This window comes from Pseudomonas sp. P2S-1, from assembly GCF_057197725.1.
Window position 1 is genome coordinate 6376196 of record NZ_CM170068.1, and the last position, 18204, is coordinate 6394399.

At 64.2% G+C, this 18204-nt stretch carries 15 protein-coding genes; all 15 read left to right on the forward strand.

Annotated features, from left to right (window positions below; genetic code table 11):
* The first annotated feature begins 98 nt into the window (after positions 1-98).
* The 15 genes from AC2CQI_RS28725 (at position 99) to AC2CQI_RS28795 (ending at position 18188) form a co-directional block, all read left to right on the forward strand.
* Positions 99-1450, forward strand: a protein-coding gene (locus AC2CQI_RS28725) for an IS3 family transposase (RefSeq protein WP_484577124.1) whose coding sequence is annotated in 2 segments (ribosomal slippage) — positions 99-579 and positions 579-1450 — 1353 coding nt in all. Because the reading frame shifts where the segments join, the coding sequence is not laid out codon by codon here.
* Between the two features lie 459 nt (positions 1451-1909).
* Entirely contained in the window at positions 1910-3211 is a 1302-nt protein-coding gene (locus tag AC2CQI_RS28730) for a transposase (protein ID WP_484578524.1), read from the forward strand.
* Between the two features lie 127 nt (positions 3212-3338).
* Positions 3339-4112, forward strand: a complete 774-nt coding sequence (rfbF, locus tag AC2CQI_RS28735) for a glucose-1-phosphate cytidylyltransferase (RefSeq protein WP_075802670.1) — start codon at positions 3339-3341, stop codon at positions 4110-4112.
* A complete protein-coding gene (gene rfbG, locus AC2CQI_RS28740) occupies positions 4094-5176 on the forward strand; it encodes a CDP-glucose 4,6-dehydratase (RefSeq protein ID WP_075802669.1) in 1083 nt (360 codons plus the stop codon). The genes rfbF and rfbG overlap by 19 nt, the downstream gene beginning before the upstream one ends.
* A complete protein-coding gene (locus AC2CQI_RS28745) occupies positions 5173-5733 on the forward strand; it encodes a dTDP-4-dehydrorhamnose 3,5-epimerase family protein (protein WP_484578596.1) in 561 nt (186 codons plus the stop codon). The genes rfbG and AC2CQI_RS28745 overlap by 4 nt, the downstream gene beginning before the upstream one ends.
* Positions 5730-6953: a methyltransferase domain-containing protein gene (locus tag AC2CQI_RS28750; protein WP_484578597.1), complete on the forward strand. Its 1224-nt coding sequence runs from the start codon at positions 5730-5732 to the stop codon at positions 6951-6953. The genes AC2CQI_RS28745 and AC2CQI_RS28750 overlap by 4 nt, the downstream gene beginning before the upstream one ends.
* 5 nt (positions 6954-6958) lie before the next feature.
* Complete coding sequence (locus AC2CQI_RS28755) at positions 6959-7828, forward strand: NAD-dependent epimerase/dehydratase family protein (RefSeq protein ID WP_484580681.1); 870 nt, start codon at positions 6959-6961, stop codon at positions 7826-7828.
* A gap of 10 nt (positions 7829-7838) precedes the next feature.
* Entirely contained in the window at positions 7839-8570 is a 732-nt protein-coding gene (locus tag AC2CQI_RS28760; protein WP_484578598.1) for a cephalosporin hydroxylase family protein, read from the forward strand.
* A gap of 42 nt (positions 8571-8612) precedes the next feature.
* On the forward strand, positions 8613-11498 hold the full coding sequence (locus tag AC2CQI_RS28765) for a TIGR00180 family glycosyltransferase (protein ID WP_484578599.1): 2886 nt from the start codon (positions 8613-8615) through the stop codon (positions 11496-11498).
* A gap of 210 nt (positions 11499-11708) precedes the next feature.
* Positions 11709-12710: a UDP-N-acetylglucosamine 4,6-dehydratase (inverting) gene (gene pseB / locus AC2CQI_RS28770; RefSeq protein WP_075802663.1), complete on the forward strand. Its 1002-nt coding sequence runs from the start codon at positions 11709-11711 to the stop codon at positions 12708-12710.
* Complete coding sequence (gene pseC / locus AC2CQI_RS28775; RefSeq protein ID WP_484578600.1) at positions 12707-13861, forward strand: UDP-4-amino-4,6-dideoxy-N-acetyl-beta-L-altrosamine transaminase; 1155 nt, start codon at positions 12707-12709, stop codon at positions 13859-13861. Before pseB ends, pseC begins: the two co-directional genes overlap by 4 nt.
* Complete coding sequence (gene pseF, locus AC2CQI_RS28780) at positions 13858-14574, forward strand: pseudaminic acid cytidylyltransferase (protein WP_484578601.1); 717 nt, start codon at positions 13858-13860, stop codon at positions 14572-14574. The genes pseC and pseF overlap by 4 nt, the downstream gene beginning before the upstream one ends.
* On the forward strand, positions 14571-15611 hold the full coding sequence (gene pseG, locus AC2CQI_RS28785; RefSeq protein WP_484578602.1) for a UDP-2,4-diacetamido-2,4,6-trideoxy-beta-L-altropyranose hydrolase: 1041 nt from the start codon (positions 14571-14573) through the stop codon (positions 15609-15611). Before pseF ends, pseG begins: the two co-directional genes overlap by 4 nt.
* 80 nt (positions 15612-15691) lie before the next feature.
* Positions 15692-16744, forward strand: coding sequence for a pseudaminic acid synthase (pseI, locus tag AC2CQI_RS28790; protein WP_484578603.1), 1053 nt, complete (start codon positions 15692-15694; stop codon positions 16742-16744).
* A 517-nt stretch (positions 16745-17261) separates the two neighbouring features.
* The gene (locus AC2CQI_RS28795) at positions 17262-18188 is read left to right on the forward strand and encodes a ketoacyl-ACP synthase III (protein ID WP_484578604.1); all 927 of its coding nucleotides are present in this window, start codon (positions 17262-17264) and stop codon (positions 18186-18188) included.
* Positions 18189-18204 lie beyond the last annotated feature (16 nt).

Below are 18204 nucleotides of genomic sequence, written 5' to 3' on the forward strand. Positions count from 1 at the left end.
CTGCATTGCCTGTGCTGGCCTCATCGCCGGCAACGCCGGCTCCCACAGGTTGGACTGCCCCCAAGAAATTGGAGACTAATCCAACCCTTGGGGGAGTTATGAAGTACACCGAACAGTTCAAGCTGGCAGCCATCACTGCCTATCTAGAGGGCAGTGATGGTTTTCGAAAGGTAGCCCAGCATTTCAACATCGATTTCAGCCTGCTGAGGCGCTGGGTGGCCAGCTACAAAGCTCGCTCCACTATCAGTTCCATACCTCATAGTCAGCGCTACCACATCGACTTCAAGCGCAGAGTTGTGCAGCACATGCGCGAGCACCGGCTTTCCCTGCGTCAAACGGCAGCGCATTTTGGCTTGGGCCAGTCCTCTCGGATAGGCATTTGGGAGGACCAGTACTACAGTGGCAACCTTGCCTCCTCTGCCTCTCAACGAAAAAAGCCTACCGACGTGTCCAAGAAGATTAAGCCACTCAAACCCACTGATACCGACGACGCGCTGAAGCCACGAGATCAGCTCATGGCGGAACTCGAGTATCTGCGCATGGAGAACGCTGTCCTAAAGGAGCTGAAGGCTTTGAGAGAGGAGAAGGAGCGAAGGCAAGAGAAAAAACGCTGATCGTTTCCAGACTCCGAACCCGGTTCCCGCTGTCAGCGTTGCTGGACTTGGTTGAGTTGTCGAACAGCACCTTCTATTACCAGCTCAAAAGCCTTCAAAGGCCGGATAAACACGCCCATCTGAAAGAACTAGTGAGTCAGGTCTATCACAAGGAAAAAGGGCTCTATGGGTATCGGCGCGTGACGCTGGCGATCAAGAATCAAGGCGTCCTGGTGAACAAGAAGGTTGTGGAGCGACTGATGGCAGACCAAGGTTTGCAGGCGGTAGTGCGGCCTAAAAAATATCGGTCCTATCGAGGAGAGGTAGGCAGGATTGCCGAGAATCTGCTGGAGCGGAACTTCATCGCCCAGCGGCCCAATCAGAAGTGGGTAACTGACGTAACCGAGTTTAAAGTGGCTCAGCAAAAGCTCTACCTCTCACCAGTGATGGACCTGTACAACAGTGAGATCGTGGCCTACGAGATCGCTCGCCGGCCCAGCTATGAGCTGGTGGGGAACATGCTGGAAAAAGCCCTGAGTAGCTTGGGAAAGGAGCCGAAGCTGGTCATTCACTCTGATCAGGGGTGGCATTATCAGCAGCGCCAATACCGAGAAAAGCTTGAGCAGCGCGGCGTAAAGCAGAGCATGTCGCGCAAAGGGAATTGCCTGGATAACGCCGCTATGGAAAGCTTCTTCGGCACGCTCAAGTCGGAGTTTTTCTACTTGAAACGGTTTGAGAGCGTCGAAGAGCTGATCACCGGCCTAGATGAGTACATCCGCTACTACAACCATGACCGCATCAAGCTGAGGCTAAATGGCCTAAGCCCCGTCGATTACAGGGCTCAGGCCGCTGGCTAAAGCTGTCCAACTTTTCGGGGGCAGTCCAGGTTCCTCAGTCGACCATAGTATTTGCGCCCGACACGGACCTTGTGGGAGCTGGCGTTGCCAGCGATTGGCCCGAGCGGGCACCTGCATTGCCTGTGCTGGCCTCATCGCCGGCAACGCCGGCTCCCACAGGTTACTGAGTCGGCCACAGGATTTGCGCCCGGCGCGGACCTTGTGGGAGCTGAGTCGACCATAGGATTTGCGCCCGACACGGACCTTGTGGGAGCTGGCGTTGCCAGCGATTGGCCCGAGCGGGCACTTGCATTGCCTGTGCCGGCCTCATCGCTTGCAAGCCAGCTCCCACAGGTTCCTCAGTCAGCCGCAGGATTTGTGCCTGGCGCGGTTGAGCTGTGGGAGCTGGCTTGCCAGCGATGAGCATAGGTATCTACACAACTCCCATCATGGTCTATAAAAGAACCGCATGGATTCGAAATGACCGGGCTCGATGCCCGACTGATCAAGCGGTACGACGAGTTAGTGATGGGACATACCAACGCACTGGCGGGCTTGGCCGCCGGAATGAAGGCCCTGCCGCGTAGCGACAGGGCCTTTTCGCAAACACAGGCCATGTGGCGGTTTCTGGGAAACGACCGGGTTAAACCCAGTGATCTGGTGAAACCCTTGCTGGCATTGGCTCATGAGGGATGCAGCGAGGATTGCGATGAGTACGCACTGGTCATGCATGACTGGTCGCGTATCAATTTCATGCACCACCACAGCAAGACTGATCGCCTGCAGATGACCCATAAGGGCGATGTCGGTTACGAACTGCAAAGCAGCCTGCTGGTGAGTGATCGTGATGGATCACCCATCTGCACACCCGCTCAAAACCTGTCGTTCAAGGATGGAATACTCAGCACCCGGACTGATGAACTCATTGCTCATGGCAAGCACATGGACGAGTTGGTGGACCGTGCTGCATGGCTTGAACAGCAAGGCTTTGCCAAACCTTTGGTGCATATCGTCGATCGAGAAGCAGACTCGGTGGGGCATCTGAGGCAACTGCAAGCTGGCAACCATCTTTGGCTGGTGCGAGCCAGGATGAACTCCACGGCTAAGTACCAGGATCGATCGCGCTCAGTGAAGCTCATCGCTGAAGACCTGTCCTTTAGAGCCGCTCGGGACGTCGTTTTCAAGGGAAAGCCGGCGATACAGTGGGTCGCAGAAACAGACGTAGTGCTGACCCGAAAAGCCCAACCAACTGCCAAAAGCAGGGCAGAACGATTCAAGCTCCGCCAGCCAGGAGATCCTCTTCCTGCGCGCCTGGTTGTCAGCCGGGTCATGAGCGAATCGGGAGAACTCTTAGCCACTTGGTATCTGCTGAGCAATGTGGGCGGGAAAGCCAGTGCTGAGCAGATTGCGCTTTGGTACTACTGGCGGTGGCGAATCGAGTCCTACTTCAAACTGCTCAAGGAAGGTGGGCAACAGCTGGAAAGCTGGCAGCAGGAAAGTGGTGAGGCTGTGTTCAAACGACTGCTTATCGCAAGTCAGGCCTGTGCAGTGGCTTGGCGATTGATGCGTGCCGAGGGTCAGTTTGCCGAGCAAACCCGAACATTCCTGGTGCGATTATCTGGCCGCCAGATGAAACGATCCCAGCCTGTGACTGCTTCAGCGTTATTGGCAGGGCTGTACATGCTGTTAGCCATGACAGAAACGCTGGAGCAGTACAGTCCTCAGGAGCTTGCCGCGTTTGCAAATGAAGCTGTTGGCTGGCTACCGAGGCAAAGGCGTTAGAGATGTGTAGATACCCATGCAGCGATGAGGCCCGAAAAGTCGGTACAAATCTGGCGCGTTTCCTGCAAGTCCCCCTCCCATCGCCATAAATCCCGCGCTGTAGCCAGGCGCGACGAGAGGGAAGGACATGAAGGCAGTAATTCTGGCCGGTGGACTGGGCACCCGCATCAGCGAGGAGTCGCACCTGAAGCCGAAGCCGATGATCGAAATCGGCGGGAAGCCAATTCTCTGGCACATCATGAAGCAGTACTCGGCCCACGGGATCCACGACTTCGTGATCTGCCTCGGCTACAAGGGCTACGCGATCAAGGATTTCTTCGCCAACTACTTCCTGCATACCTCCGACGTCACCTTCGACATGCGTGCCAATCGCATGGACGTCCACCAGAACTACAGCGAGCCGTGGCGCGTGACCCTGATCGACACCGGCGAGGAAACCATGACCGGTGGCCGCCTGCGCCGCGCCGCACGCTATGTCGAGGACGAAAAGGCCTTCTGCTTCACCTACGGTGACGGCGTTTCCGACCTGAATATCGGTGCCCTGGTGGACTTCCACATGGCCCACGGCAAGCTCGCCACGGTCACCGCCGTGCAGCCGCCCGGCCGCTACGGCGCCCTGCAGCGTGACGGCGACAAGGTTACCGGCTTCATCGAGAAACCCCGCGGCGACGGCGGTTGGATCAATGGCGGCTTCTTCGTCCTCTCGCCCAAAGTGCTGCCCTATATCGCCGACGACCAGACCTCCTGGGAGTCCGAGCCCCTGGCGCAACTGGCGTCCGAAGACCAATTGAACGCCTTCCAGCACGATGGCTTCTGGCATCCGATGGATACCCTGCGCGACAAGAACCATCTCGAACAACTCTGGCAGAGTGGGGAGGCTCCATGGAAACAGTGGGACTGAACGCCGATTTCTGGGAAGGCAAGCGCGTCCTGCTGACCGGCCATACCGGTTTCAAGGGCAGTTGGCTGGCCCTCTGGCTGCGCGAGATGGGCGCCGAAGTCACCGGCTTCGCCCTCGATCCGCAAGCGGGCCCGAACCTCTATGAACTGGCCCAGGTCGGTCGCGATATCAAGGACGCCCGCGGCGACCTGCGCGACCTCGGCGCCCTGCTCGAAGTGGTCGCCGAGGCGCAGCCGGAAATCGTCCTGCACCTGGCCGCCCAACCGCTGGTACGCGAGGCTTATCGCGACCCGCTGGGCACCTATTCCAGCAACGTGATGGGCACCCTCAACCTGCTCGAAGCGATCCGCCAGGTGGGCGGCGTGCGTGCGGTGGTGCTGGTCACCACCGACAAGGTCTACGCCAACCAGGAATGGCCATGGCCATACCGTGAGAACGAGGCGCTGGGTGGCCACGATCCGTACAGCAGCAGCAAGGCCTGTTGCGAGCTGCTGGCGCAGTCCTATACCGCATCCTTCTTCCCGCCGGCCAGCCACGGCGAGCACGGTCTGGCCCTGGCCACGGCGCGGGCCGGCAACGTGCTCGGCGGTGGCGATTTCGCTGCCGAACGGCTGATTCCCGACGTCCTCAAGGCCTGGGATGCCGGGCACCCGGTGACCCTGCGTTATCCACAGGCCGTGCGCCCCTGGCAGCACGCCCTGGAGCCGCTGGCCGGTTACCTGTTGCTGGCGCACCGCTTGTACACCGAAGGCCCGGCGTTCTCCGGGGCGTGGAACTTCGGTCCGGCCGAAGGCGATATGTGCAGCGTCGGCGATGTGGTCTCCCACCTGTCGCGGCAGTGGCCGGATTCGCCGGGCATGCGTGTCGAGCCAAGTGACCTGCATGAAGCCGGCGTGCTGCGCTTGGACAGCGGCCGCGCCCGGCAATTGCTCGGCTGGCGCACCCGCTGGTCGCTGCGCGAATGCCTGGAGCACACCCTGCAATGGCATCTGGCGTGGAAGCGCGGCGACGACCTGCGCGCGGTCACCCTCGATCAGTTGAACCTGTACGCGGAGCTGTCGTGAGCGACCTGCAACTCCAGGCCCTGCCGCTGGCCGGCCTGTTCAACGTGCAGCACAAGCGCCATGGCGATGCCCGCGGGCAGTTTTCCCGGCTGTTCTGCGAAGGCAGCCTGGACGGCCTCGGTACGCCGTTCCATATCCGCCAGATCAACCACTCGCGCACCCTCGGCGCGGGCTCGGTCCGCGGCCTGCACTACCAGCAGGGCGAGCAGCCGGAAGCCAAGCTGATCACCTGCCTGCGTGGCGAGGTCTGGGATGTGGCGGTGGACCTGCGCGCCGGCTCGCCGACCTTCCTGCACTGGCATGCCGAACACCTCAAGGAAGGTGACGGTCGCAGCCTGCTGATCCCCGCCGGTTTCGCCCACGGCTTCCAGGTGCTGAGCGAGGAGGCCGAGCTGCTCTACCTGCACAGCGCCGACTATGCGCCGGGTCGCGAGGGCGGGCTGTCGGTGCACGACCCGCGCCTGGCGATTGCCTGGCCGCTGCCTGTCAAGAATCTGTCGGCCCGGGATGAAAGCCATCCCTGGCTGGATCATCATTTCACCGGAGTGCCTGCATGAATTGCCGTGGCTGTGGCGCAGCGCTGAGCCTGCCCCTGATCGACCTGGGCACCGCGCCGCCTTCCAACGCCTACCTGCGTGCCGACCAGTTGGCCGCCGCCGAGGCCTGGGTGCCGCTCAAGGTCGGCGTCTGCCAGCAGTGCTGGCTGGTGCAGACCGAGGACTACACCCGCGCCGACACGCTGTTCGATGCCGACTACGCCTATTTCAGCTCCTACTCCAGTTCCTGGCTGGCCCATGCCCGCCAGTACGTCGAGGAGATGAGCGCGCGCTTCGGCCTCGACGGACACAGCCGGGTGGTGGAGATTGCCGCCAACGACGGCTATTTGTTGCAGTACGTGGCCGGGCGCGGCATTCCCTGCCTCGGTGTCGAGCCGACCCGCAGCACCGCCCAGGCGGCGCGGGACAAGGGCCTGGAGATCCGCGAGGTGTTCTTCGGTGAGCAGAGCGCCGCGCAACTGGTGGAAGAGGGCTGGAGTGCCGACCTGATGGCGGCCAACAACGTGCTCGCCCATGTGCCGGACATCAACGATTTCCTCCGTGGTTTTGCCACGCTGCTCAAGCCCAACGGCGTGGCCACCTTCGAGTTCCCCCATCTGCTCAGCCTGATGGCCGAGAACCAGTTCGACACCCTGTACCACGAACACTATTCCTACCTGTCGCTGACCGCGGTACGCACCCTGTGCCAGCGCAACGGCCTGGAGATCTTCGACGTCCAGGAACTGCCGACCCATGGTGGCTCGTTGCGGGTCTTCGTCCAGCGCGACGGCGGTCCGCAAACCCTGCTGCCGGCTGTTCAGGCCTTGCTGGAGATGGAAGACAGGATCGGCGTGACCCGTGCCGACTTCTACTCGACCCTGGCTCCGGCGGCCGAGCGGATCAAGCACGGATTGCTGCGCTTCCTGCTTCAGGCCAAAGCCGAGGGCAAGCGCGTGGTCGGCTACGGTGCCGCAGCCAAGGGCAATACCCTGCTCAACTACGCCGGCGTGCGCGGCGACCTGCTGGCCTGGGTCGCCGACGCCAACCCGCACAAGCAGGGCAAGTTCCTCCCGGGCAGCCGCATTCCCGTGGTTGCCCCGGAGCGCCTGGCCATCGAGCAGCCGGACTACGTGCTGGTGCTGCCGTGGAACCTGCTCAAGGAAGTCAGCGAGCAACAGGCATTGGTGCGTGAGTGGGGCGGACGCTTCGTGATCGCCGTGCCAGAGCTGACCGTCCTGTGAGCGCTCTGAATGTGCTGGTCACCGGCGCCACCGGCTTCGTCGGCCGGCATCTGGTCGCCGCATTGCTGGGCCGGGGCTGCCAGGTGCGTGCAGTCGCCCGGCGTGAAGAACCGGCGCGGGCCCTGCCGTGGTTCGACCAGGTCGAGTTCGTCGCGGCCGATATCCATGATCCGGCCACCGATGTCGCCGCCCTGTGCGAGGGTATCGACGCCCTGGTCCACCTGGCCTGGCCGGGCCTGCCCAACTACCAGGGCCTGTTCCACTTCGAACACAACCTGATGGCCGACTACGCCTTCATCAAGCGTGCCGTCGAGGCCGGGGTAGGGCGGGTGCAGGTCACCGGTACCTGCTTCGAGTACGGCATGCAGAGCGGCCCGCTGGGCGAAACCCTGGAATGCCGGCCTGGCAACGCCTACGGCCTGGCCAAGCACAGCCTGCACCTGTTCCTCGACACCCTGCGCCAGCAGTTGCCGTTCCGCTTGCAGTGGGCGCGCCTGTTCTACCTGTACGGCGAGGGGCAAAACCCCAACAGCTTGCTGGCGGCGCTGGACCGGGCCATCGATGGCGGGCAGGAACGCTTCGACATGTCCGGTGGCGAGCAACTGCGGGACTTCCTGCCGATCGAGACCGCCACCGGGCATCTCGCGACCCTGTTGCAGCACGCGGATTTCAGCGGCGTGGTCAACATTTGCAGCGGCCAGCCGATAGCGGTTCGTAGCCTGGTGGAGCGCCATTGCGCCGCCCGGCATTCGGCGATTGCCCTGAACCTCGGTCACTACCCTTATCCGGCCCACGAGCCGATGGCGTTCTGGGGTGATGCCCGGCGCCTGCAGGCGTTGCTGGCAGACGCAACGCTTTCCAAAGACTTTCCATAGAGACTGCATCATGACTGACGTTATCAAAGCCTTCGAAGCCGAATGCCAGGCCGGAATCGCCGCCCAGGGCCAGGACGAGCAGCTCAAGGATCTGGCCCAGGACTTCTACAACAAGTCGGCCAAACACAAGTACACCTACCACTTCTCCTGGATGGGCCGACCGATCATCCAGCTGCCCCAGGACATGCTGGCGATGCAGGAAATCATCTGGCAGGTCAAGCCGGACCTGGTCATCGAGTGCGGCATCGCCCACGGCGGTTCGATCCTCTACTACGCCTCGCTGCTGGAATTGCAGGGCCACGGCGAAGTGCTGGGCATCGACCTGGATATCCGCCCGCACAACCGCGAGGCCATCGAGAGCCACCCGATGTTCAAGCGCGTCAGCATGATCCAGGGTTCCAGCATCGACCCGGCGATCATCGAGCAGGTGCGCGCGCTGGCCGAGGGCAGGAAGGTCATCGTGGTACTGGACTCCAACCACACCCACGAGCACGTGCTCGCCGAGCTGCGCGCCTACGCGCCGCTGGTGTCGCAGGGCAGCTACTGCGTGGTCATGGACACCGTGGTCGAGGACATGCCGGCCGATGCCTTCCCGGATCGTCCATGGGGCGTCGGTGACAACCCGAAAACCGCGGTCTGGGCCTACCTGAAGGAAACCAGCGACTTCGAGATCGACCAGCAGATGCAGGACAAGCTGCTGATCACCGTGGCGCGGGACGGTTATCTGCGCCGGGTGCGCTGAAGCCCTTCGACCTTTACCGAGAATTTCCTGTCAGGTACCCCCATGCACGCAAGCACTGCCCCGAATCCCCAGTTCACCCTGGTCATGCTGACCCACAAGCGCCCGGCCTTCCTGCGTCGTGCCCTGCAGTACTACCAGGACTTCCCCGGCACGCTGCTGGTCCTGGATTCGTCGCCCGAGCCTGCCAGCGATATCGCCGCGCGCTTCCCGAACGTCGATTACCGGCACCTGCCGCAGTTCAACTACCGCGGCTTCCAGGCCAAGATCAAGCATGGCCTGGGCCTGGTCACAACGCCCTACGTGGTCCTCGCGGCCGATGACGATTTCATCCTGGCCGATGGCATCGGGCAGTCCCTGGACTTCCTCGAGGCGAACCCGGACTACGGCATGTGCCACGGCTACAACCTGATGTACCTGGCGACCGGCCGGTTCACCAGCTACTACCGCCGTGACAAGAAGCTCGAACGCGAGGACTTTGGCAGCGACAACCCGCGCCAGCGCGTGCTCGATTACCTCTATGCCTTCATCCCGCCGTTCTACGCCGTGACCCGCACCGCGCTGCTGCAGGACTGGGCCCGGCAGATTCCCGACGAACTGAGTTTCGAGTGGCTGGAAGTCAGCCATGTGTACTTCCTGCTGGCCAGCGCCAAGGCGCGCATGCTGGCGATTCCCTACGTGGTGCGCGAGGCCAACTACGGGGCCTCCGAGCACAACACCGAAGTGACCTTCGCCCTGGCCATGCCGGACCCCGAGTCGGTGGCCGGCCGCGAGAAGTTCGCCAGTGTGCTGGCCGGGCTGGACACCCCGCTCAAGGGCGAGCACGAGGATTTGCGCGCCTTCGCCCACCAGTGCTTCGCGCTCATGTACGAAGGCCTGGCTGCCGGCCGCTCGCTGACTGCCGAGCAACTGTTCTCGTCCACCATCAGCGGGCCGGGCGCAACGCCGAAGCGTTCGTTCCTGGCCAACCAGTACGTCGAGCTGCCGTTCTACAACAAGCCGTTCTTCGATCACCTGGATGACATCGAGTTTCTTCTGCACGCCATGCCGGCGGGGCGCCTGCAACTGGAAGAGCTGGAGTCGATCTGGCTCAAGCAGGAGCGCCTGCTGGAAGGGCGGGTCGACGACACCCCGCGCAGCCAGCTCGCCCGGGCCCGCGAAGCGGTGCAACTGGCACCGTTCAACCTGGCCGCGGTCAAGCGTCTCGCCGGCCTGCTGGATGAGCAGGACGAATCCGAGGCCGTTGCCATCCTGCAGGCATGGATACGTCGCCTGGAAGCCGTGCACAGCGACGGCGGCCGGAAGTTGCTCGCTGCCCAGCCGTCCGGGCGCCTGCTCGACTGGCTGCAGGCACGCCAGCCTGACGAAGCCAGCCGCGAGGCGGCCCTGGCGCACCTGCAACAGCACCAGGGCGGGCCGCAGATCGGCATCCTCCTGCTCAACCTGAAGAATGACGAAAGCAAGCTGCAAGCGACCTTCGACAGCCTGCTGTCCGGCATCAGCCGTTCGTTCCGCATCATTGTCTTCACCACCGGGCCGCTGCCGGCGACGACGACCTTGCAGAACACCTTGCACTTCGTGCGGGTGAGCGAGGACGACTATGTCGACAAGCTCAACCAGATCGCCCGCCAGACCGCCTGCGACTGGCTGATGCTGGCCGAGGCCGGTGATGAGTTCACCGCTACCGGCCTGCTGCGTGCCGGCCTGGAATTGCTGGACGCGCCGGACTGTCGCGCGGTGGCCGTGGATGAAATCCAGCAGGTGGCCGGTGGTGCCTGGCGCGAAATGCTGCGCCCGGGGATCAACCTGGACCTTTTGCAAAGCCTGCCGGCGCTGATGGCGCGGCACTGGCTGGTGCGCCGCGAAGTGCTGGTGGAGGCCGGTGGCTACGCCAGCGAGTTCAGCCAGGCCCTGGAATACGAACTGCTCCTGCGCCTGGTCGAGAAGGGTGGCCTGAACGGCCTGGCCCACCTCGACGAGCCCGTGCTGATCAGCCGTACCCCGGAGCTGGAACACAACGATCACGCGCGCCAGGCCCTGGCCCGGCACCTCTCGGCCCGTGGCTACAAGGCCCAGGTCAGCACGCCGCAGCCGGGTGCCCTGCGCATCGACTACCGCCACCTGGAGCGTCCGCAGGTGTCGATCATCCTGCGCAGCGAGGATAACCAGGCGGTGCTGCAGCGTTGCCTGGAAAGCGTTCTCCAGCGCACCCGCTACTTGCGCTATGAAGTGCTGATCGCGGACAACGCCAGCCAGGCCCCTGAGCACCTTCAATGGCTGGAGCAACTGCAGCAACTCGGCGGGCGCGTGCGCGTCCTGCAAAGCCCGCAGCGCCTGAGCGAGGCGGCCCTGATCAACGCCGCCAGTGCCGAGGCCGCGGGTGAGTACCTGGTGCTGCTGGATGCCGATGCCGAAGTGGTCAACGCCAACTGGCTGGAGCTGTTGCTCAACCAGGCGCAGCGGCCGGAGGTCGGTGTGGTCGGTGCCAAGCTGCTGGATGCTGCCGGCAAGGTCAGCCAGGGCGGCTTGATGCTCGGCGCCGATGGTCGGGTGCAGGCGGCCCATGTCGGGCTGGGCAAGGACGAGGGCGGCTATCTTGGCCAGGCCTTGGTCGAGCAGGGCTACCCGGCGGTATCGGGAGTCTGCCTGATGGTTCGTACCGAAGTCTTCCGTGCCCTGGGCGGCCTGGACGAAGGCGACTTCGCCAATGCCTGGGCCGATGTCGACCTGTGCCTGAAGGTGGCTGAAGCCGGTCTGCTGACGGTGTGGACGCCGCAGGTGCAGGTGGTGCATCCGGGGCAGTTGCCGGAAGACGAGGCTGCCCTCGCGGCCTTGCGCAGCAAGTGGGCCGGCCTGTGGGGCAGTGCGGCGCACGGGCGGCGCCTGGAGCCAGCGAAGGCGACGTTCGACTGGACGGCCCTGATCGGCTAGGGCGCCGCTGGGGGGCCGCCGTGCGGCCCTTCGCGACGGTTCGGCGCTCCGACAAGCTCGCTCCCTCAGGGATTACGCCGTGGGAGCTGGCATTGCCAGCGATGAGGCCGCCACTGGCCTGCATCTTGCTTCGAGCTTGCCTAAACAGGGCCGGGGTCAGAAATCCGTTGGTTTCCCGACCCCACCCACGGCGAGTTCCAGGATCCAGGCATGTTCGACGACAAGTCCATCTTCATCTCCGGCGGTACCGGCTCCTTCGGTCGCGCGTTCATCACGCGTCTGCTGAGTCAGTACACGCCGCGCCGCGTGGTGGTGTTTTCCCGCGACGAGCTCAAGCAGTACGAGATGCAGCAGAGCTTCACCGCCCCCTGCATGCGCTGGTTCCTTGGCGATGTGCGCGACGCCGAGCGTCTGCGCCAGGCCATGCGCGGCATCGACTACGTGGTCCACGCCGCTGCGCTGAAGCAGGTGCCCGCCGCCGAATACAACCCCACCGAATGCATCCGCACCAACGTCAACGGCGCGGAGAACATCATTGCCGCCGCCATCGAGAATGGCGTGGAAAAGGTCGTCGCCCTGTCCACCGACAAGGCCGCCAGCCCGATCAATCTGTACGGCGCGACCAAACTGCTGTCGGACAAGCTGTTCGTCGCCGCCAACAATGTCGCCGGCAGCCAGCAGACCCGCTTTGCCGTGGTCCGCTATGGCAACGTGGCCGGCTCGCGAGGTTCGGTGGTGCCGTTCTTCAGCAAGCTGATCGGCGAGGGCGCCGACGAGCTGCCGATCACCGACCCGCGCATGACCCGCTTCTGGATCACCCTCGACCATGGCGTGCAGTTCGTTCTCGACAGCTTCGCGCGCATGCACGGCGGGGAGGTCTTCGTACCGAAGATTCCGTCGATCCGCATTGTCGACCTCGCTAGTGGCATGGCCCCGGAGCTGCCGCACAAGGTGGTGGGCATCCGCCCGGGCGAGAAGCTGCACGAGCTGATGATCCCTCTGGACGATGCACGGATGACCCTGGAATTCGCCGACCACTTCACCATCCAGCCGTCGATCCGCTTCAACAATGTCGATGCCGATTTCGCCATCGATGGTGTGGGCGAGCAGGGCCGGCGGGTGGCCGAGGACTTCGAGTACCGCTCCGATACCAACCCGGAGTTCCTGTCCGTCGAAGGGATCGCCGAGCTGCACGCGCGGCTGCCGGTATGATTCCCTATGGCCGGCAGAACGTCGACCAGGCCGATATCGACGCGGTGGTCGAGGTGTTGCGTTCCGACTGGCTGACCCAGGGCCCGACCCTGGAACGCTTCGAGCGCGCCGTGGCCGAGCGCTGCCACGCGGTCCACGCCGTCGCAGTGTGCAATGCCACCGCCGGCCTGCACCTGGCTTGCCTGGCTGCCGGGCTGGGCGAGGGCGATCTGCTCTGGACCAGCCCCAACAGCTTCGTTGCCTCGGCCAACTGCGCGCGCTATTGCGGCGCCGACGTGGATTTCGTCGATATCGATTCACTGACCTGGAACCTCGACGTCCGCGCCCTGGCCGACAAGCTGGAGCGTGCGCGGGCCGCCGGACGGCTGCCCAAGGTGCTGGTGGCGGTGGCGTTTTCAGGGCAGAGCTGCGCTATGCGCGAGATTGCCCGGCTGGCCCGGGAGTACGGCTTCCGGGTCATCGAGGACGCCGCCCATGCGTTTGGCGCCAGCTATGCCGGCGAGCCGGTGGGCAGTGGTCGTTATGCCGACCTGACGGTGTTCAGTTTTCATCCGGTGAAGATCATCACCAGCGGCGAGGGGGGCATGGTGCTGTGCAATTCGCCGGACATGGCCCAGCGCCTGCGCGACCTGCGCAGTCACGGCATCACCCGCGACCCGGCGCGCATGACCGAGGCGAGCCACGGCGGCTGGTACTACCAGCAGACCGAACTGGGCTTCAACTACCGCATGTGTGATATCCAGGCGGCGCTGGGGCTGTCGCAGTTGCAGCGGCTGGATGATTTCCTTGGCCGGCGTCGCCAGCTGGCGGCCCGCTACCAGCAGCTGTTGAGCGACCTGCCACTGCAATTGCCTGCGGCGCAGGAGCAGGCCGTTTCGGCCTGGCACCTGTACGTGGTGCGCCTGCACGAGGCTCTGGAGGCACGGCACCGCGAGATTTTCCAGGGCCTGCGTGACGCGGGCGTCGGTGTCAACCTGCACTACATTCCGATCCATCTGCAGCCCTATTACCGTGACCTCGGTTTCAACGACGGTGACTTCCCCGAAGCCGAGCGCTATTACCGCCAGGCCATCAGCCTGCCGCTGTTCCCGGACCTGACCGAGGCCCAGCAGGACCAGGTCGTCGAGACGTTGCGCCGGGTGCTGGCATGAACCGCGGCGCGGTCGCGATCATCCCGGCCCGGGGCGGCAGCAAGCGTATCGCGCGCAAGAACCTCAAGCCGTTCCACGGCGAGCCGATCATCCGCCATTCGATTCGCACCGCCCTGGACAGCGGTCTGTTCGAGCGAGTGATCGTCAGCACCGATGATGACGAGATCGCCGGCCTGGCCCGGGCCCTGGGGGCCGAGGTGCCGTTCATGCGCCCGGCGCAGTTGGCCGACGATCACGCCAGCACTGCGGCGGTGATCGCGCATGCCCTGGGCGCCTTGCAGGAGCAGGGTTACCACGCCGGGCTGGCCTGCTGCATCTACGCCACTGCGCCACTGTTGCAGGCGCGCTATCTGCGCGAGGGCTTCGAGCTGTTGCGCAGCCACCCCGGACATTCCTTCGCGTTTTCCGTGTGCGGGTTCGGCTTCCCGGTGCAGCGCGCCCTCGGCCTGACCGAGGACGGCGCGCTCACGGCGCTATACCCGCAGTATCGGCAGACCCGCTCCCAGGATTTGCCGGCCGCCTTCCAGGACGCCGGCCAGTTCTACTGGGGGCGTACCGAAGCCTGGATGCGCGGGGAGGTGATCTTTTCCGAGTGCAGCCTGCCGGTGATCCTGCCGCGTCATCTGGTGCAGGACATCGACACCGAGGAGGACTGGCGCCGCGCCGAGTTCCTGTATGCCGCGTTGCTCGCCGCCGGGGAGTTGCGGGGGTGAAGGTGCTGGTACGGGCCGATGCCGGTGCCGTGATGGGCATCGGGCATGTGGCGCGCTGCCTGACCCTGGCGCAGCAACTGGTGGGCCAGGGGGCTGCGCTGACCTTTGCCTGCCGTGATGTGCCGGGGCATCAGATGGCCCGGATCGCCGCCGAGGGGCATGAGGTGCTGGCCTTGCCGGCGGAGGCCGATGACGAGATCGCTGCATTGGCTGTGTTGTTGCCGGCCGGAACGCTGTTCGACTGGGTCATCGTCGACCATTACGGCCTCGATGTCCGTTGGGAAAGCGCGGCGCGGCAATGGGCGCGGCGGGTCATGGTGATCGATGACCTGGCCGATCGCGCCCACGATTGCGATCTGCTGCTGGACCAGAATTTCACGGCCAGCGCGGCGCTGTACCAGCCGCTGCTGCCTTCTGCCTGTCGCCTGCTGGCAGGGCCTCGCTACGCCCTGCTGCGCCCGGCGTTTTGCCAGGGCAGGGCGGCGCAGGCCGATACTGCGCGCCGGGTGCTGGTCAGCTTTGGCGGTTTCGACCAGGCCGGCATGACCCTGAAAACCCTTCAGGCACTGCTGGCTATCGATGATATCCAGGTGCAGTGCATCGCCGGGCAGTCCAGTCCGGACCTGCCGGTCTTGCAGGCCCTGGTCGGGCAGCGTCCGGGCTGGACCTTGCTGCCCTTCGTCGAGGACCTGCCGCAGCGCATGGCCCAGGCCACGCTGTTCGTCGGAGCGGGCGGCGGGACCACCTGGGAACGTGCCGCCCTAGGGGTGCCCAGCCTGTGCGTGAGCGTCGCCGACAACCAGGTGGCCAATGCCGAGGCCCTGGCCCGGGCCGGTGTGCATCTGTATCTGGGCGCTGCCGGGCAGGTCGACGTCGAGGCGTTGCGCCAGGCCATTGCCCTGCTGCTGGACAACCTGCCGTTGCGCGAGCAGTTCACTGCCCGCAGTCGCGAGCTGGTGGATGGGCTGGGTGCCCGACGGGTAGCCGTGGCACTGGCGGGGCAGGGCGTGGGCGATGCAGTTGCTGGCGGACAATGAGGTCTCCCTCGGGCTTTTTCGTGGCGCCGGGTCTACGCAGTCCGAGTGTCATTTCGAACGGTTATTGAAGGATTCGCAGCATGAGCAGTTTTGACCTGGGTGGTCGGCGTATCGGCGTCGATGCCGCGCCTTTCGTGATCGCCGAGATGAGTGGAAATCACAACCAGTCGCTGGACCGCGCCCTGGAGATCGTCGAGGCGGCGGCGCGGGCCGGAGCCCATGCCCTGAAGCTGCAGACCTACACTGCCGACACCATGACCCTGGACCTGAGCCATGGTGAGTTCTTCATCGAGGACCCTGCCAGCCTGTGGGCCGGTTCCTCGCTGTATTCGTTGTACGAGAAGGCGCATACCCCCTGGGAATGGCACGCGCCGATTTTCCGCCGCGCCCGCGAGTTGGGCATGCTGGCGTTTTCCACGCCGTTCGACGAGAGCGCGGTGGACTTCCTGGAAAGCCTCGACGTACCGGCCTACAAGATCGCCAGCTTCGAGAACACCGACCTGCCGCTGATCCGCAAGGTGGCGGCCACGGGCAAGCCGATGATCATCTCCACCGGCATGGCCAGCCTTGCCGAACTGGACGAGACGGTGCGCGCGGCACGGGAGGCGGGTTGCCGTGATCTGGTCCTGCTCAAGTGCACCAGCACCTATCCGGCCAGCCCGGAGAACAGCAATGTGCGGACCATTCCCCATCTGCGCGAGCTGTTTGGCTGCGAGGTGGGCTTGTCCGATCACACCCTTGGGGTCGGGGCTTCGGTGGCGGCGGTGGCGCTGGGAGCCAGCGTGGTGGAAAAGCACTTCACTTTGAATCGGGCTGAAGGCGGGGTGGATGCCGCGTTCTCCCTGGAGCCGGCGGAGCTGGCCAGCCTGGTGGTGGAGAGCGAGAGGGCCTGGCAGTCCCTGGGCCAGGTGCGCTATGGCGCGACCCAGGCCGAACAGGCGTCGAAGCGCTTCCGCCGGTCGCTCTACGTGGTGCGCGACATGGCCGCTGGCGAGGTGTTCGATGCGATCAATGTGCGCGCCATTCGTCCGGGGCTGGGCCTGGCGCCCAAGCACCTCGATTCCCTGCTCGGGCGCAAGGCCCGGCAGGCGCTGAAGCGCGGCACGGCGCTGGATTGGTCGTTGGTCGAGTAGCGCACTGCGAGAGTGATGTTGGCCTTACCACCGCTATCGCTGGCAAGCCAGCTCCCACAGTGACCGTGTCGGCCGCAAACCCTACGGCTGGCCGAGAACCCTGTGGGAGCTGGCTTGCCAGCGATTGCTTTAGTGAATTCACCACCGCAATCGCGGGTAAACCCGCTCCCACAGTGACCGTGTCGGGCGCAAACCTTGCGGCTGGCCGAGAAACCTGTGGGAGCGGGTTCACCCGCGATTGCTGTAGCGAGTTCACCACTGCAATCGCAGGTAAACCCGCCCCCACAGGGCCCGCAATCCAGCCCGGGCCCTAGGAAAATGTCCCATTGTCTGTGAAAATCCGTGACCTATCGGTCATGACGGGCATCTGTGTCTCTATCGTTACCGGGCGTGACGGGCCGTGTCACCGTCATTGCCTCTGCCATCCAGTTCAGCGGATGGCGGAAATCCCTGTTTTCTGGCGCCCCTCGAATCATGCGAGCGGCGATCTTCAGCAGTTTTTTATTGGGAAGCCATGATGATTGGCATAAAAAGCATTGCGAGCTACGTTCCGGCCGCCGGCCTGGACAACTACGCACAAGGCGCGAAATTCGGCAAGGATGAGGAATTCATCCTCGGCAAGATCGGCTCGGCCTTCCTGCCTCGCAAATCCGACGAACAGGAAACTTCGGACCTGTGCGTCGAAGCGGTCAACGCCCTGTTCGCCGCCAACCCCGGCCTGTCCCGCGACTCCATCGACGCCCTGATCGTGGTCACCCAGAACGGCGACGCCGAAGGCCTGCCGCACACCGCCGCCATCGTCCAGGACAAGCTCGGCCTGCCGACCCATGTCGCGGCCTTCGATATCTCCCTGGGCTGTTCCGGCTACGTCTACGGCATCTACGCGCTGAAAGGCTTCATGGAAGCCACCGGCCTGAAGAACGGCCTGCTGGTCACCGCCGACCCGTACTCGAAGATCGTCGATCCGGAAGACCGCAACACCACCATGCTCTTCGGCGACGCCGCCACCGCCACCTGGATGGGCGAAGACCCGGTCTGGGCCCTGGGCAAGTCGGCGTTCGGCACCGACGGTTCCGGCGCGCCGCACCTGAAGGTCAGCGACGGCGTGTTCTTCATGAACGGTCGCCAGGTGTTCAACTTCGCCCTGCTCAAGGTGCCGGCGCACCTGCACGAACTGCTGGAGCAATCCGGCCTGGCGGCAGACGATATCGACGCCTTCTGCATCCACCAGGGTAGTGCGGCAATCGTCGATGCCGTGGCGCGGCGCTTCGAAGACAAGCCGGAGAAGTTCGTCAAGGACATGGTCGAGACCGGCAATACCGTGTCGTCGAGCATTCCGCTGCTGCTGGAGAAGCACGCCCTGGACAGCACCTGGAAGCGGGTAGCGGTGAGCGGCTTCGGCGTTGGCCTGTCGTGGGGTTCGGCGATTCTCCATCGCCCGTGACCTGATGCGCATCCCG